The sequence below is a fragment of the Synechococcus sp. RS9907 genome, from assembly GCF_014279615.1.
Classification (GTDB): Bacteria; Cyanobacteriota; Cyanobacteriia; order PCC-6307; family Cyanobiaceae; genus Parasynechococcus.
Genome location: NZ_CP047944.1, coordinates 2,289,582 through 2,304,317, shown reverse-complemented (window position 1 = coordinate 2,304,317; position 14,736 = coordinate 2,289,582). Strand labels below are relative to the sequence as shown.

13 protein-coding genes, 1 tRNA gene and 1 pseudogene are annotated in these 14,736 nt (G+C 62.9%); 7 read left to right on the top strand and 8 right to left on the bottom strand.

The features are described from left to right. Positions 1–25: 25 nt before the first annotated feature. Both plsX and rpaB read right to left on the bottom strand, forming a co-directional pair. The gene (plsX, locus tag SynRS9907_RS12540) at positions 26–1,345 is read right to left on the bottom strand and encodes a phosphate acyltransferase PlsX (RefSeq protein ID WP_188021234.1); all 1,320 of its coding nucleotides are present in this window, start codon (positions 1,343–1,345) and stop codon (positions 26–28) included. After that, positions 1,326–2,072: a response regulator transcription factor RpaB gene (gene rpaB, locus SynRS9907_RS12535; protein ID WP_038552777.1), complete on the bottom strand. Its 747-nt coding sequence runs from the start codon at positions 2,070–2,072 to the stop codon at positions 1,326–1,328. Before rpaB ends, plsX begins: the two co-directional genes overlap by 20 nt. A gap of 90 nt (positions 2,073–2,162) precedes the next feature. Here rpaB and radA point away from each other — a divergent pair, with 90 nt between their 5' ends. Then, on the top strand, positions 2,163–3,560 hold the full coding sequence (gene radA, locus SynRS9907_RS12530; protein ID WP_006851231.1) for a DNA repair protein RadA: 1,398 nt from the start codon (positions 2,163–2,165) through the stop codon (positions 3,558–3,560). 1 nt (position 3,561) lies between these two features. Here radA and SynRS9907_RS12525 read toward each other — a convergent pair whose 3' ends face one another. Next, on the bottom strand, positions 3,562–4,083 hold the full coding sequence (locus SynRS9907_RS12525) for a photosystem I assembly protein Ycf3 (RefSeq protein ID WP_006849793.1): 522 nt from the start codon (positions 4,081–4,083) through the stop codon (positions 3,562–3,564). An 85-nt stretch (positions 4,084–4,168) separates the two neighbouring features. Here SynRS9907_RS12525 and SynRS9907_RS12520 point away from each other — a divergent pair, with 85 nt between their 5' ends. Genes SynRS9907_RS12520 through holB form a run of 3 tightly spaced genes read left to right on the top strand, consistent with a single transcriptional unit; the run spans position 4,169 to position 8,063 of the window. Continuing rightward, complete coding sequence (locus SynRS9907_RS12520) at positions 4,169–6,496, top strand: cation-translocating P-type ATPase (RefSeq protein ID WP_188021233.1); 2,328 nt, start codon at positions 4,169–4,171, stop codon at positions 6,494–6,496. After that, the gene (gene tmk, locus SynRS9907_RS12515; protein ID WP_188021232.1) at positions 6,493–7,122 is read left to right on the top strand and encodes a dTMP kinase; all 630 of its coding nucleotides are present in this window, start codon (positions 6,493–6,495) and stop codon (positions 7,120–7,122) included. Before SynRS9907_RS12520 ends, tmk begins: the two co-directional genes overlap by 4 nt. Continuing rightward, positions 7,119–8,063, top strand: a complete 945-nt coding sequence (holB, locus tag SynRS9907_RS12510; protein WP_188021231.1) for a DNA polymerase III subunit delta' — start codon at positions 7,119–7,121, stop codon at positions 8,061–8,063. Before tmk ends, holB begins: the two co-directional genes overlap by 4 nt. Positions 8,064–8,078: 15 nt before the next feature. On the opposite strand, the gene SynRS9907_RS12505 is transcribed toward holB, so the two are convergent. The 4 genes from SynRS9907_RS12505 to SynRS9907_RS12485 form a co-directional block, all read right to left on the bottom strand. Beyond that, positions 8,079–8,867 (bottom strand): response regulator transcription factor, encoded by a 789-nt coding sequence (locus tag SynRS9907_RS12505; protein WP_011365307.1) that lies wholly within the window; start codon positions 8,865–8,867, stop codon positions 8,079–8,081. Positions 8,868–9,149: 282 nt separating this feature from the next. Then, a tRNA-Asn gene (locus tag SynRS9907_RS12495) sits at positions 9,150–9,221 on the bottom strand. A 16-nt stretch (positions 9,222–9,237) separates the two neighbouring features. Next, entirely contained in the window at positions 9,238–9,975 is a 738-nt protein-coding gene (locus tag SynRS9907_RS12490) for an ABC transporter ATP-binding protein (RefSeq protein WP_370586612.1), read from the bottom strand. Further along, positions 9,917–10,180 carry a hypothetical protein gene (locus tag SynRS9907_RS12485; protein WP_188022481.1) on the bottom strand — a complete coding sequence of 88 codons (264 nt, stop codon included), beginning with the start codon at positions 10,178–10,180 and terminating at the stop codon, positions 9,917–9,919. The genes SynRS9907_RS12490 and SynRS9907_RS12485 overlap by 59 nt, the downstream gene beginning before the upstream one ends. Before the next feature lie 164 nt (positions 10,181–10,344). On the opposite strand from SynRS9907_RS12485, the gene psbD reads away from it, so the two are divergent. Then, positions 10,345–11,400 (top strand): photosystem II D2 protein (photosystem q(a) protein), encoded by a 1,056-nt coding sequence (psbD, locus tag SynRS9907_RS12480; RefSeq protein WP_006851499.1) that lies wholly within the window; start codon positions 10,345–10,347, stop codon positions 11,398–11,400. 52 nt (positions 11,401–11,452) lie between these two features. On the opposite strand, the gene SynRS9907_RS12475 is transcribed toward psbD, so the two are convergent. After that, a complete protein-coding gene (locus SynRS9907_RS12475) occupies positions 11,453–12,193 on the bottom strand; it encodes a hypothetical protein (protein ID WP_255445918.1) in 741 nt (246 codons plus the stop codon). An 87-nt stretch (positions 12,194–12,280) separates the two neighbouring features. On the opposite strand from SynRS9907_RS12475, the gene SynRS9907_RS12470 reads away from it, so the two are divergent. Together SynRS9907_RS12470 and SynRS9907_RS12465 are read left to right on the top strand one after the other, a co-directional pair. Next, positions 12,281–13,216, top strand: a complete 936-nt coding sequence (locus SynRS9907_RS12470) for a hypothetical protein (RefSeq protein WP_188021229.1) — start codon at positions 12,281–12,283, stop codon at positions 13,214–13,216. Between the two features lie 29 nt (positions 13,217–13,245). Further along, a pseudogene (locus SynRS9907_RS12465) lies at positions 13,246–14,736 on the top strand (DUF2079 domain-containing protein); the annotation flags it as partial.

Below are 14,736 nucleotides of genomic sequence, written 5' to 3'. Positions count from 1 at the left end.
CGGAGGTTGATTGACGTCGCGTCAGTCAATCACAACCCTGTTGCAGCGTGGCGAGATCCTCCATCACCCCATGGCTGGCTGCGGAGTGGGCAATGCGCAGGGCACTGACCACGGAGAGGGCTTTGCTGCTGCCGTGGCCGATCACGGAAATGCCGTTCACGCCAAGCAATAGAGCGCCACCGTGCTCGGCATGGTCAAGCCGCTTCTTGATGCGCTTCAGGTTGCTGCGCAAGAACGCTGAGCCAACCTTGCCGCGACGTCCCCGGGGCAACTCCGCCCGCAGCACCCCCAACAGAACACTGCCGACGGACTCGAGGAACTTGAGCAGCACATTGCCGGTGAATCCATCGCAGACCACCACATCGAAGTCGCCCGAAAGCACATCACGGCCTTCGCAGTTCCCGGCGAAGTGGAGCCTGGATTCGTCCCGCAGCAATTCGTGGGTCTTCAGGGAGAGATCGTTCCCCTTGCACTCCTCTTCGCCGATGTTCAGCAGGCCAATGCGTGGGCGTTTCACCTGAAGCACATCCCGGCTGTAGATGTTCCCCAGCAGAGCGAACTGGTGCAAGTAAGTGGGCTTGCAGTCCATGTTGGCGCCCACATCGAGCACCAACACCGGCTTGCTGGGATCTTTTGTGGGGAACAGGGCGCCGATGGCAGGACGGTCGATGCCCTTGAGCCGTCCCAGCCGAAAAATCGCTGAGGCCATCACCGCACCGGAATTACCGGCGGAGTAAACCGCCTCGGCCTTGCCTTTCTTCACGAGGTCCATGGCCACATTGATGCTGGCGTCCCGTTTGCGCCGCACCGCCGTGGCTTCGTCATCCATGCCGATGGAGGGCCCACTGGCCACCAGGTCCAGATGTCCTGCTGCCCGCGCACTCTCCAAGGCTTCGCGTAGGCCAAGGTTGTTGGCGTCAGCCATCACCCGGTCGATCTCCCCCACGAAGCGGATCTTCAGCGGCAGCCGGTCAATGGCGTCCAGGCATCCCTCCAGGATCGGCCCCGGCGCATGGTCACCACCCATGCCATCGACGGCCACCCAGAGGCGCTCCGCATCGTCGATCTCATCGGTATCGGTGCCCCCTTGCAGCCAGCGCAGGGGATCGAACCCCAGCGGTTGGAGCACGGTGCTGGCCACCGTGCCTGCTCCGGAGACCACGGTTTCCGCCACGTTGCCGGCCATTGAACCCGCGGCCGTTGCTGAGCTGGCAGCACCATCAACGATGGTTGTGACGGCGGCGTTGCGCCGATACCAAATCACCAGGCGACGGATCGCCCGAGGACGGTTTGTTTTATGCCGCGGCTGAGGAGCCGGGGTGGGATCAGGGTCCTTCGGAGGCAACGGAATCGACGATGCGCTGGAACAGGTAGCCGGTGCCCCGAGCTGTGAGGATCAACTCGGGATTGGCAGGATCATCCTCCAATTTGGAGCGCAGACGGGAGATATGAACATCCACCACCCGGGTGTCCACATGGCGCTCCGGGGTGTAGCCCCACACCTCTTTGAGGATCTCGCCGCGGTTGAACGGTTCGCCGGAACGGCTCACCAGCAGTTCCAACAGGCTGAATTCCATCCCCGTTAAGCGGATGCGTTCATCGCCGCGGAACACCTGGCGTTTGTTGGTGTCGATGCGCAGGTCGCTGACCTGGATCACGCCGGAGTTGGGAATGCCCGCCACCTGCTCTTTCTCCACCCGGCGCAGCACGCAGCGGATGCGGGCTTCAAGCTCCTTCGGGCTGAAGGGCTTCACCACATAGTCATCGGCACCGAGCTCAAGCCCGGTGATGCGGTCAGCCACGTCGCCGAGGGCCGTCAGCATCACGATGGGAACGTCGGATTCCTTGCGCAGCTCCTGGCAGACGCCATAGCCGTCCAGCTTTGGCATCATCACGTCCAGCACCACCAGGTCTGGCATGCAGGTGGGGAACAATTCCAGAGCTTCCGTGCCGTCGCAGGCAGTCACGACGTTGTACCCAATCATGGATAGACGGGTTTCCAGGATCCGTCGGATCGATGCCTCGTCGTCGACCACGAGGATCGTTTCCTTGGTGGGAGCCGTGGCCGTCATGGGCACCGAGGCGTTAGTCACTTCTCGCCACAAATAAAAGGGCAGCCCCCTGCTCCGTTCATTCAACGGCAACTTTCTTCACAGTTCGCAGTGCCCAAATCCACCGCTGTTTTCATCTGTCAGGTCTGTGGAGCCCGTGCCAGACAGTTTTTCGGCCGTTGCCCGGAGTGCGGCAGCTGGAATTCGCTGGTGGAGCAATCCCAGCCCGCCGACGATGGCCGTCGCCGCCGCAGTGCTCCGGATCCGGAGCAGGCCGCTGCCCCGCGACGGTCCACGGCCATGGCCTCGCTGGAGGATCAGCCGCTGCAGCGGCTGGCGACCGGGTCGGCGGAATTTGACCGCGTTCTGGGTGGTGGTTTGGTGCCGGGTTCGCTGGTGCTGGTGGGAGGCGATCCGGGTATCGGCAAGAGCACATTGCTGCTGCAGAGCGCCTCAGCCATGGCGGCCGGTGCATCAGTGCTCTATGTGAGCGCTGAGGAATCAGCGCAGCAGGTGAAGCTGCGCTGGCAGCGGCTTGCCGGGGGGGCATCGGAGCTGCAGTTGCTGGCCGAAACCGATCTGGAACTGGTGCTGGAGGAGCTGGAGGCCTTGCGCCCTGCTGTGGCGATCATCGACAGCATTCAGGCGTTGCATGACGCCAACCTCACCAGTGCACCGGGGTCCGTCGGTCAGGTGCGTGAATGTGCGGCTGCCCTGCAACGGCTGGCGAAACGCCAGAACATCTCGTTGTTGTTGGTTGGCCACGTCACCAAAGAAGGCATGTTGGCCGGCCCGAAGGTGTTGGAACACCTCGTGGATGCGGTGCTCACCTTCGAGGGAGACCGCTTCGCCAGTCATCGCCTGCTGCGGGCCGTCAAGAACCGCTTCGGTGCCACCCATGAGTTGGGTTTGTTTGAGATGCAAAGCGGTGGCCTGGCCGAGGTGGGCAACCCCAGTGAGCTGTTCCTCAGCGATGCCCGCGCCTCCGGTGTCGCCACGATCGTGGCCTGTGAGGGCACGCGCTCGTTGGTGGTGGATCTGCAGGCCTTGGTGAACGTCACCAGCTATGCCAGTCCGCGACGCACGGCGACAGGGATCGGCACCAACCGTCTGCACCAGATCCTCGCGGTGCTGGAGAAGCACATGGGACTGCCGCTCTCCCGCTTCGACTGCTATCTGGCCGTGGCCGGTGGCCTGGAGGTGGAGGAGCCCGCGGCGGATCTGGGGGTCGCTGCAGCGGTGGTGGCCAGCTTCAGAGATCTCACCCTGCCTGCGGGCACGGTGTTGATCGGCGAGCTTGGTTTGGGGGGGCAGTTGCGCCCTGTGGGTCAGCTGGAGCTTCGGCTCCAGGAAGCGGCCAGGCTCGGGTTTCAGCGGGCCGTCGTCCCCCGGGGTAGTGGCCTGGGCGATCTGGCTTCTGGTTTGGATCTCGCTCTTCTTGAGGCCGACAGCGTCACCGAGGCACTGGTGCTGGCGCTCGGTGATGCCGTGCAGCCCGACCAGGACTGATTCAGAAGTAGACGTCGACGTTGCTGCGGCCCGTGGACTTCAGCCAGTTCTCGATGTCCAGATAACCGCCGGGATTGAGGCGCACGGCCTGGGTCCAGACGTCAGCGGCCTGGTCGAACCAGCGATCCGCTGCGTCCTGCTCACCGCCTTCCTCGGCGATGCGGCCCCATTTCTCGTAAATCAGCCCCATGTTCTTAAGGCAGGAGGGCTGGTTCGGGTTTTCCTCGAGCGCCTTGCGGTAGGTCTCGATCGCCCGCTCCTCCTCGCCGTTGGACATGTAGATGATGGCCATGTTCTTGAGGGTTTCGCTCCGGTCGGTGGAGTTCTCCTCGAGCTTCAGGGCCTCCTCGTAGTTCTCCAGCGCTTCGGCGTAGTCGCCATCGTTCTGGGCGGAGAGGCCATCCCGGTAATAGACGTAGGCCTCCTTGGAGCGGGCATTGATCGGCAACAGCTTGACGATCAGGTCCGCCATCACCGTGAAGCTCTTGTCGATGAAGTTGTCGTTGCGGTTGCTGCGGGGCACGGCGCTCCGGCGGACGGACCCCCATCCTGACGGGACCAGAGCCCGACCTAGCCTGCTCGTAAAGATCCCTGTTGCGTAAACACCTGTGAGCCCTTCGGTTCAGACCGTCGTCCTGGATGTGGAAGGGATGAAATGCGGCGGTTGCGTCCGTGCTGTGGAAACCACTCTGCTGGATCAGCCCGGTGTTCAGCGCGCCGATGTGAATCTGGTCAGCCGCTCGGCCTGGCTCGATCTCACTGCCGGTGAGAGTGATGTGGATGGTGTCTTGAAAGCCCTGGCAGACAGAGGCTTTCCGGCCAAGGAGCGTTCCCTTGATGCCCCGATCGGAGCGGCGGCTGCCGGGCAGGCGCTGCCGGGCTGGTGGCAGCAATGGCGACAGCTGATGGTGGCCCTGGTGCTGCTGTTGCTGTCGGTGCTGGGGCATCTCAGCGAGGCCGGTCACCTGTCGCTTCCCTTGATCGGCAGCCTGCCTTTTCACGCCACGCTTGCAACGGTGGCTCTGCTGGGGCCGGGCCGTCCGATCCTGGTGGGTGGTGTTGCGGCCGCTCGCGCAGGGGCCCCCAGCATGGATTCCCTCGTGGGCCTGGGGGTGAGCAGTGCCTATGTGGCCAGCCTGGTGGCCTTGGTTTGGCCCCAGGTGGGTTGGCCCTGCTTTTTCAATGAACCGGTGATGTTGCTGGGGTTCGTCCTGCTGGGACGTTTCCTGGAGGAACGGGCCCGTTTCCGGACCGGTCAGGCCCTGCAGCAGCTGGCTGAGCTCCAGCCGGACACGGCGCGCCTGCTGTTGAGCGACGGGGAGATTCGTGAGGTGCGCGTTGGTGCTCTCAGGCCCGGTGAAATCGTGCAGTTGCTGGCCGGTGACCGCATTCCGGTGGATGGGGTGGTGCTTGAGGGGACCTCGGCCGTTGATGTGTCCAGCCTCACCGGTGAGCCCTTGCCACTGCAGGCGGAGTCCGGCACGGAGTTGTCCTCCGGCAGCCTCAATCTGGAGTCAACCCTGGTGCTGAAGGTCACCCGTGTCGGTGCCGAAACCGCCCTGGCCCGGATCATTCGTCTGGTGGAGCAGGCCCAGGCCCGTCGGGCCCCCATCCAGGGCCTGGCCGATCGTGTGGCAGGCCGTTTTTGCTACGGCGTGATCGGCTTGGCCCTCGCCACGTTTCTGTTCTGGTGGTTGTTTGGTGCCCAGCACTGGCCTGAGGTTCTGCAGGCGTCTGCACCTGGGATGCCCATGACCCATGCGATGTCCCATGGGATGGACCATGGCCATGGGATGCATCACGGCGGCTTGGGCAGTGGAGCCAGCACCCCGATGGGTCTGGCCCTGCAACTGTCAATCGCCGTGCTGGTGGTCGCCTGCCCCTGTGCCCTCGGTCTGGCGACCCCCACTGTGATCACGGTCGCCACTGGCTTGGCAGCACGGCGCGGCTGGCTGTTTCGCGGTGGTGATGTGATCGAAACCGCCGCCGGTTTGGAGCATGTGGTCTTCGACAAGACCGGTACCCTCACTTTGGGTCGTCCCCTCGTGACCGATGTGTACGGGGATGACCCGGATCATTTGTTGCAGCTTGCGGCCAGCCTGGAGCAAAGCAGCCGCCATCCCTTGGCCTACGCCCTGCTGCAGGAGGCCCAGCGCCGGGAGCTCGCACTACTGAACTGCGAGGACGTTCGCACCGTCTCCGGCCAGGGCCTGGAGGGCCACGTGGACGGTGCATCGGCTCAGGTGCTTGTTGGCAAGCCCGATTGGTTGGAGGAGCAGGGTGTTGCCATCGCCCCCGCCGCCGAGGACTGGCTCTCTGCCGCTGAAGGCTCAGTGGTGGCTGTTGCTGTGGGAGCTGTCCTGGTGGGCCTGGTGCAGATCGAGGATCAGCTGCGCCCGGATGTTGCCCCGGCGTTGCAACGCCTGCGCTCTCACGGTTTGGCGCTTTCGGTGTTCAGTGGTGATCGGCAGGCGGCTGTGCAGCGCCTTGGTCAGCAGCTGGGCTTTGCCGCCAAGGATCTGGGCTGGCAGATGCTGCCGGAGCAGAAGCTGCAGCGCCTCGAGCAGCTGCGTCAGGCGGAGCGGGTGGCCATGGTGGGCGACGGCATCAACGATGCGCCGGCCCTGGCCGCGGCTGATCTTGGGATTGCCATTGGCACTGGAACCCAGATCGCGCAGGACTCCGCTGGCTTGGTGTTGCTCGGCGATCGGCTCGACAATCTCCCCGAAGCCCTCAGCCTGGCGCGCCGCACCCTGGTGAAGGTGCGGCAGAACCTGTTCTGGGCCTTCGGTTACAACCTCATTGTTCTTCCGGTGGCCGCCGGTGCCTTGCTCCCCAGCCATGGGGTGCTGCTGTCGCCCCCGTTGGCGGCGCTGTTGATGGCCCTGAGTTCGATCACTGTAGTGCTCAACGCCCTGGCTCTTCGCTTGCCATGACAGGTCGCTTCATTGTTCTGGAGGGCATCGATGGCTGCGGCAAGACCACGCAGATCCAGCATCTGGTCGAGTGGTTGCCCAACAGCGGTCTGATGCCGAAGGGTGCTGCTGTGGTCTGCACCCGTGAGCCCGGAGGCACTCCCCTGGGCCGCTCAATCCGTGAACTCCTGCTGCACACGGCAGTCCAGGAGGCACCAGCTCCCACCGCTGAACTGCTGCTTTACGCCGCCGATCGGGCGCAGCATGTTGAAACGTTGATCCGTCCTGCTCTTGAGCGTGGTGACTGGGTGATCAGCGATCGTTTCGCGGGATCGACTCTCGCCTATCAGGGCTATGGGCGAGGTCTGGATCGGGACTTGATTCAGCGGCTCGAACAGATCGCCACCACGGGGCTCCGGCCCGATCTCACCCTCTGGCTGCGCCTTTCCGTTCAAGAGAGCCTGCGGCGCCGTCTCGGGGACAAGGAGGACCGCATCGAAGCCGAGGGAGCCGCATTCCTGGAGCGGGTGTCACAGGGTTTTGCCCAGTTGGCCCAGCAGCGTTCCTGGTGCACCGTCGCTGCAGATCAGTCAGCCAGCGCCGTTCGTGCTGCTCTGGAACGTCAGCTTCAGGAGCATCTGGCTTGAGCGCTCTGTTTGAGGATCTGATCGGCCAGCCCCGTGCCGTTGATCTGCTTTCGGCGGCCCTGGCCCAGGACCGTGTGGCCCCGGCCTATCTCTTTGCTGGCCCTGAAGGGGTGGGTCGTCAGTTGGCGGCGGTGCGTTTTCTGGAGGGACTGCTGGCCGACGGTCAGCCCTCGGCCCGGGAACGCCGACGCCTGCTGGAACGCAATCACCCCGATCTGCTCTGGGTGGAACCCACCTATCAGCATCAGGGCCGTTTGCTGACCCGCGCCGAAGCTGAGGAGGCGGGGCTCAGCCGCCGCACTCCGCCCCAGTTGCGCTTGGAGCAGATCCGCGACATCGGACGCTGTCTGGCCCGGCAGCCGGTGGAGGCGAAGCGCGGGATGGTTGTGATTGAGGCTGCTGAGGCGATGGCGGAAGCTGCGGCCAATGCCCTGTTGAAAACGCTGGAGGAACCCGGCCATGGGGTGCTGATTCTTTTGACCTCAGCCCCCGAGCGGTTGCTCAGCACAATTCGCTCCCGCTGTCAGTTGATTCGTTTCCTTCGGCTCAACCCCGAGGCCATGGCTCAGGTGCTCGAGCGCACCGGCTCCACAGCTCAGGATGCTCCGGAACTTCTGGCCTTGGCTGCCGGGTCTCCAGGGGCTTTGATCGACCATCGGCGCAGCCTTGCTGGTCTGCCCGAGGAGTTGGTTCAGCGCCTCGATTCGCTTCCCGCAACCCCAATGGAGGCGCTGGCGTTGGCGCGAGATCTCTGCGAAGCCCTTGATGGGGAGCAGCAGCTGTGGTTGATCGGCTGGTGGCAGCACCGGCTCTGGCGTTCCGGCAGTTCCGCGTCGAGGCTGAAACGCTTGGAAACGCTGCGGGCTCAACTGCTTTCGTTCGTTCAGCCGCGCTTGGCCTGGGAGGTGGCGCTGCTCGACCTCACCCCATCCGTTTCCTAGGGCGCCTAAGGGTGATCAAGCCGAGGCTCGATCGCCCTGCTGCTTGCGCTCTTCGCGGGCCATGGCCACCACGTCCTCCAGGCCGTCCATCTGGGCACTGGTGGGAAGTTCCAAGCAGTAGCCCGCTCCATACACCGTCTTGATGAAGCGCGGCTTGCGGGGATCGGGCTCCAGCTTGGTGCGCAGGTGCCTCACGTGCACACGAATGGTCTCGATGTCGTCATCGGGCTCGTAGCCCCACACCTCTTTGAGGATCAACGAGGGGGCAACGGTCTGACCGTGACGCTGAAGCAGGCAATGGAGCAGCTCGAACTCCAGGTGGGTGAGTCGTACAGGTTGATCGAACCAGATGGCTTCAAAGCGCTCGGGCACCAGGGTGAGTGGCCCGTAGCTGAGGATTTCGTTGTGGTTGGTGGATCCAACGGGCGCCCGGTCACTGCGACGAAGCAGAGCTTTGACCCTCGCCTGAAGCTCTTCCAGGTCGAAGGGTTTGGTCAGGTAATCGTCGGCTCCTGAGTTGAAACCGCTCACCTTGTCCTTGGTGCCGCCAAGAGCCGTGAGCATCAGAATCGGAATCCCAGCGGTGCGATCGTCGCGCCGCAGGCGCTGACACAGGGTGAGGCCGTCCACCTTGGGCAGCATCAGATCCAGCAGGATCAGATCTGGGGTGTACTGGAGCGCAAGAGCCTGACCCTTGATGCCATCGTCGGCGCGCTGCACATCGAAGCCGCTGTGCTCCAAATGGCCGCTGACCAGGTCGCGCATGTCCTGGTCATCTTCGATTAGCAGGATGCAGGGCTTCATCGGTTCGGCGGCAATTCGGCTGGAGAAATAAAGAGCGCTTGTCTGTAGGGATTAACGCTGAACGGATTCTCTCAAGCTTTTCAACTGTCTGCAGATTTTCAATAAAGGGACCGTCAGGTAGTTGCTTGTCGCAAATCGCTTTCAGGAACAGCGATTTGGCGGTTTTTTTGCTTGTCTTTCGCCGGCGGCTGTTTAGGAAGTCTTCCGCTTCCGGCAATCCCCCGTCACGAAATTCCTTTTTTCGTCAATAAAAAAGCCACAGCGTGCGCTGTGGCTTTGAAACTCCCCGGGCGGGATTCGAACCTGCGACCAATCGATTAACAGTCGACCGCTCTACCGCTGAGCTACCGAGGAATGAGACCCGAAGACCTTACCCCTCGAATGTGCCGCCCTGCAAGCGCCGTTGCAGTTCTGTTCCCCGGGTCCATGGCCCAATCCGGCCGTCCTGCATGCGGGCGGCGCCATCGGCGAAGGCCAATTCCCCAAGCCTGTGGGTGATCCACAGCGCCGTGATCGGCTTTGCGGGGTCCTTGCAAAGCCGTTGCACGGTGGTCAGCACGGTTGCTTGGCTGCTGGGATCGAGCAGGGCGGTCGGTTCATCGAGCAGCAGGAGCCCGGCGTCACTGGCCAGGGCTCCGGCAATGGCCAGGCGTTGTTTCTGGCCGCCGCTGAGGCTGTGAATCGGCCGCTTCTCCAGTTGGGCGAGGCCAAGCTGGCTCAGCAGGCCGCGCGCGGTGCTTAGGCGGTGCTGCTGGGGCCTTTCCGGGTCCATGCCCAGCATCAGATCGCTGCCGCAACTGGGGAGCAGCAGCTGATGGTCTGGGTTCTGAAACACCAGGGCCGTTTTGCTGCGGCAGGCGATGCGTCCGCTCTGGGGTTCGAGTAGTCCTGAAATCAGGCGGAACAGGGTGCTTTTGCCGCTGCCGTTGCTGCCCACCAGCATCCAGAGGCCTGGGCCAGGAATGACCAGGTTGCAACGGTTGAGGGCCTGCTGGCCGTTCGGCCAGCGGTGGCTGACGGCCTCAACACTCAGTTCGGCGGTTGAGGTGTCAGGAATCAAAGGAAAAGCCTGGACGCTTGCTGCCACCCGCTGCCGCAGCCTTCTCATAAAGCTGAACGGCGAGAATCTCACTGACCAGCAGCGTTACTTTCTTGCCTTCCACTTTCTCGCAGGTGAGCTCCAGCAGCCGCGGTTGGCCGTTCTCGAGGGCCTGGCGGATCTGCTGATACAGCGCATCGGCATCTGCATGCTCCTTGCGCTGAACAGACACCGGGACAGGACTCATGCGCAGGGCCAGTTCGATGACGTACACAGCGTTGGAAAGAAGCGATGCGTCATCTTCGCGGAGGGACCGGCATCCCGTCGGTCCAAAAATGCGCATTTCTACTCATCCCCTTGAAAAGGGTGCGGGGAGTCGCCCCATTTCGGTGATCACCCCCTAGGCTCGGCCGTGTAACGGATCATGAAGCACCTCTCATGACGATCGCTGTAGGACGCGCGCCACAGCGGGGATGGTTTGACGTCCTCGATGACTGGCTCAAGCGCGACCGCTTCGTTTTTGTCGGCTGGTCCGGCATCCTTCTTCTCCCAACGGCCTACCTGGCCATCGGTGGCTGGCTGACAGGCACCACCTTTGTCACCTCCTGGTACACCCACGGCATTGCCTCCTCGTACCTGGAAGGTTGCAACTTCCTGACCGCTGCTGTGTCCACCCCCGCTGATGCGATGGGTCACAGCCTGCTGCTGCTCTGGGGCCCTGAAGCCCAGGGTGACTTCGTTCGCTGGTGTCAGCTCGGCGGCCTCTGGGCCTTCGTGGCCCTGCACGGCGCCTTCGCACTGATCGGCTTCATGCTCCGTCAGTTCGAGATCGCTCGTCTGGTCGGCATCCGCCCCTACAACGCCATCGCCTTCTCCGGTCCGATCGCGGTGTTCGTCAGCGTCTTCCTGATGTACCCCCTCGGCCAGAGCAGCTGGTTCTTCGCGCCCTCCTTTGGGGTGGCTGCGATCTTCCGCTTCCTTCTCTTCCTCCAGGGTTTCCACAACTGGACCCTGAACCCCTTCCACATGATGGGCGTCGCCGGCATCCTCGGCGGTGCACTGCTCTGCGCCATTCACGGCGCCACCGTGGAAAACACCCTGTTTGAGGACGGTGAGCAGGCCAACACCTTCAAGGCGTTCGAGCCCACCCAGGAAGAAGAGACCTATTCCATGGTCACCGCCAACCGCTTCTGGAGTCAGATCTTCGGTATTGCCTTCTCCAACAAGCGCTGGCTGCACTTCTTCATGCTGTTCGTGCCTGTGATGGGCCTGTGGACCAGCTCCATCGGCATCATCGGCCTGGCCCTCAACCTGCGCGCCTATGACTTCGTGTCCCAGGAAATCCGCGCTGCAGAAGATCCCGAATTCGAGACCTTCTACACCAAGAACATCCTTCTGAATGAAGGTCTGCGTGCCTGGATGGCACCGGCTGACCAGCCGCACGAAAACTTCGTCTTCCCTGAAGAGGTTCTGCCCCGCGGCAACGCCCTCTGATCACAAGGCCGATTTTTTCCTCAACCGCCCAACCGGGCGGTTTTTTTTTGGTTCAGTTGCTGTCTGAATCAGGTCCCAGACGCAAGGTGAGATCGAGGCCGTTGCGTTGATCGAGCAGCGCTCGCAACAGTGCATCGATGAGCAGAACGATGCCAAGCAGTTCCAGCGCTTCCTCCAGGCCTGTAATGGCGCCATACCAGGGGCTATGCAGTCGGATCAGATTCGATCGAACGGCGAAGCTGCCGATCATCTCCATGCCGATGGCACCGCCGATGTAGACGGCCCCTGATCGCAGCAACCGTGATGCCGTTGCTCGGGAGATTGAGCCGAGGAAGCGGCGAAAGCGCCACAGCAGGATGAGGGCGAGCACGGCGTAAGGCACCACCCAGGTGGATGCCAGAGCTGGGTGCACCTGGTGCCTGAGCCCTGGAATGATCAGGATCTCGTGGATCTGAAGGGCTTCGTCGAGTGCCAGAAAAATGAAAATTTTCGACAGTAAACGCCAGTCCTGGGCAGCGATGCGATCACTGCTCTGCCCCAGTCGTTGCATCAACAGGGCCGCCATCAGCAACAGCGCGCTGCTGAACAGGGTGGGCAGGTTGAGTTCGCGGTCCATGTTGAGGCTGTCCAGCCAATGCTTCTCCGCCCCGAAGCCGTAAATGCCCACTTGCACGATGCTGTGGGCCAGCAAGAGCCCTGCGGTGATGGCCATCAGCAGCTTTCGGATCGATCGTGGCGTCAGCGGAATGATTCCGATCTGGCCTGGATCCGCTGCATTGGGTTGCTGAATCACGGTTGGCTTGTGCGGAGGGTGAACCCCGGTCTCAGAGTTCGGTTCTAAACCTCTGCTTAACCTGCGCTTTATGCAAGGGATGGCTTGGTGGCTGTGATCTACACACGGGGTCGCGCCCTCAAAACAGCCATCGCTTCATTGTTTCTGGTGGTGGCGGCTGCATCGCTGTTAACGGTGGCCGTGCAGCTGGTGATGTCTGCCTCTGGTGGTTCCCAACCTGATCTCGGTTGGGGTGTTGTGGCGGGGGTGAGCACGGGACTGGCGGTTTGGGCCACCCGTTCTCAGGCGCTGTTGCGGTTGCTGTCGGTTGCCGATCCGAGGGCCCATGGGAGCCGCACCCGTGCGGTGTGGGGTCTGCTGGCGCTTGTGGTTCTGCTGGTTGTCGGCTTGAAGACCGGCTCGCCGGACCGTGACGCCTACAAAAATCTGGTGTTTGGCGAGGGTGGCCTGGTGGAGTGGTGCCAGGTGCTGGTGCTTGTGCTCGCCAGCCGGACGGCCTGGTTGATCGGCTCCGACTTGAATGCGCGTTTGCAGGAACGCCGCCCCGGTCGGCTGTTCCAGGGCGGCGCGGCATGTCTTGCCCTGGTGTTGATTGAGGAGCTCGCCTGGGGCCAGGTGATCTTCAGCTGGCGGACCCCGCCCTTGTTGAACGAGATCAACGCGCAGAACGAGACGACTCTGCACAACATCGGCTGGTTTCAGGAACGACTGGATCTGGGCACCTTCCTGGCGACCCTTGGGGTTTTGGCTGTTGTGGTTCTGGCGCCGCGCTGGATGGGAGCGCTCACAAAAAACTGTTCTGAATCGATGGCGGCCGTGACTCGGGCCCTCACTCCCGCGGTCTACAGCTGGCCGCTGTTCCTGGCGGTTTCTGCACTGGCGTTCTGCATTGCGACGCGCACCTGCTCCGAGCTGATCCTCAATCGGGATCAGGAGTGGGGTGAGCTGGTGCTCTACGCCTCCATTTATCTGTTGTTGTTGCGCACGCGCGTGCTGCTTGGCCCCGTGCAGCACGCTCCGTAACCTGCCCAAAATCCTTCAAGGACGGCTGCATGCGTCGACCCAGCGGCATAGATGCGTCCTCCCCAACCCGTTGGCCACGCAAGGTGTTGGCGATGGCAGGTCTGTTTGCCCTGATCTGTTTTGGGCTGCAGGCCTGGCGGCTGTTCAGCCTCAGCGCCACCTATGACCAAGCCCTGTTTCTGCAGGAGCTCTGGGCCACGGCGCAGGGTCGCCCCTTTGAAAGCAGCCTGTCGTCGGTGTTGTCGGGGGCGGTGGTGGTCGGCGATGGTCTCCCGTCCATCGATTACTTGCACCTGGGGCAGCACGCCAACGTCTTAACCGTGCTGATGGCCCCCCTCGTGGCTGTGTTCGGGATGTGGGCGCTGCCGTTGCTTCAGGTGGGCCTGCTCACTGCCGCAGGTCTGGTGCTGTGGCGATTGGCTGACTCCCGCCTTCCGCGGCCCCTGGCTGAACGGATCACCCTCGCCTACTTCCTCAGTGGTGCGGTGATTGGCCCGGCTCTCGAGAACTTTCACGATCTGGTTTGGCTGCCCCTGTTGGCCTTTCTCGTGGTGGGAGGGCTCCTCGATGGCTGCCGTTGGCGGGTGTGGCTGTTTGGCGCTCTGTTGCTGTTGGTGCGAGAAGACAGTGGCTTGCTGTTGTTTTCCCTTGGCCTCTGGGCCTTGGTGCGCCGTCCCGACCAACGTATGACCGGAGCCTTACTGATGGGGGTGTCCTTCGCCTGGGTCGTGCTGGTCACCGGTTGGATTCAGCCGATGGTGGACTCCTCGTTGTCGGATCGCTTCCTGAAGGAGAAGTTCGGCCATCTGGTGGATGACCCATCGGGGGGAACGGTTTCTGTGCTTTGGGCCATGCTGCGCCAGCCTTTGGCGTTGCTCGAAGCGTTGGTGTCGCCGCCGGGGGCAACCCTCGGCTTTGTGCTGGCGTTGAGCCTGCCGCTGGTGCTGGTGCCCCTGTTCTCGGTGGATGCCGCTTTGCTGATGCTGGCCCCGCTGTTGATTGCTTTGCTCTCCCAAGGGCGATCGGCCTTGTCCGTCACCCTGCGCTACGTGCTGGCTCTGGTGCCCGGCCTTTATCTCGGTGCTGTGCTCTGGTGGCAACGTCATCCGGAGGGCTGGTCGAAGCCCTGGCTGCGCCGTTGTTGGACCGCGGCCCTGTCGCTTGGCCTGGTGCTCACGCTGGTGGGGAACCCCCACCGCACCCTTTCGGCCGTCATCCCCGACAGCTTTTCTCCGTGGGCCTATGTGTCTCCTCAGCAAATGCTGAACCGCCGCGAGGCGGCTTCACAGGCTGTGGCGCTGATTCCAGCGGATTCCAGCGTTGCTGCCGATACGCCTTTGCTGCCGTTGTTGGCCCAGCGAGAGGCGGCGATTCGTTTCCCTCGGCATGTTCAGTACCGCGATCGCCAGGGCCGCGTTCAACCGGCGGAATGGGTGGTGGCCATGCCCGGCTATCACACGCCGTTGGCTCCAGTGTTCAAGGGATCCCGCAACAAACAGCAGCGCATTCAGCGGGAACTG

Bases quoted from the DNA above. Each gene is read 5' to 3' on its own strand.
- rpaB (WP_038552777.1), bottom strand. From the start codon at position 2,072: ATGACGGCCACGGCTCCCACCAAGGAAACGATCCTCGTGGTCGACGAC.
- tmk (WP_188021232.1), top strand. From the start codon at position 6,493: ATGACAGGTCGCTTCATTGTTCTGGAGGGCATCGATGGCTGCGGCAAG.
- SynRS9907_RS12505 (WP_011365307.1), bottom strand. From the start codon at position 8,867: ATGAAGCCCTGCATCCTGCTAATCGAAGATGACCAGGACATGCGCGAC.
- SynRS9907_RS12490 (WP_370586612.1), bottom strand. From the start codon at position 9,975: ATGAGAAGGCTGCGGCAGCGGGTGGCAGCAAGCGTCCAGGCTTTTCCT.
- psbD (WP_006851499.1), top strand. From the start codon at position 10,345: ATGACGATCGCTGTAGGACGCGCGCCACAGCGGGGATGGTTTGACGTC.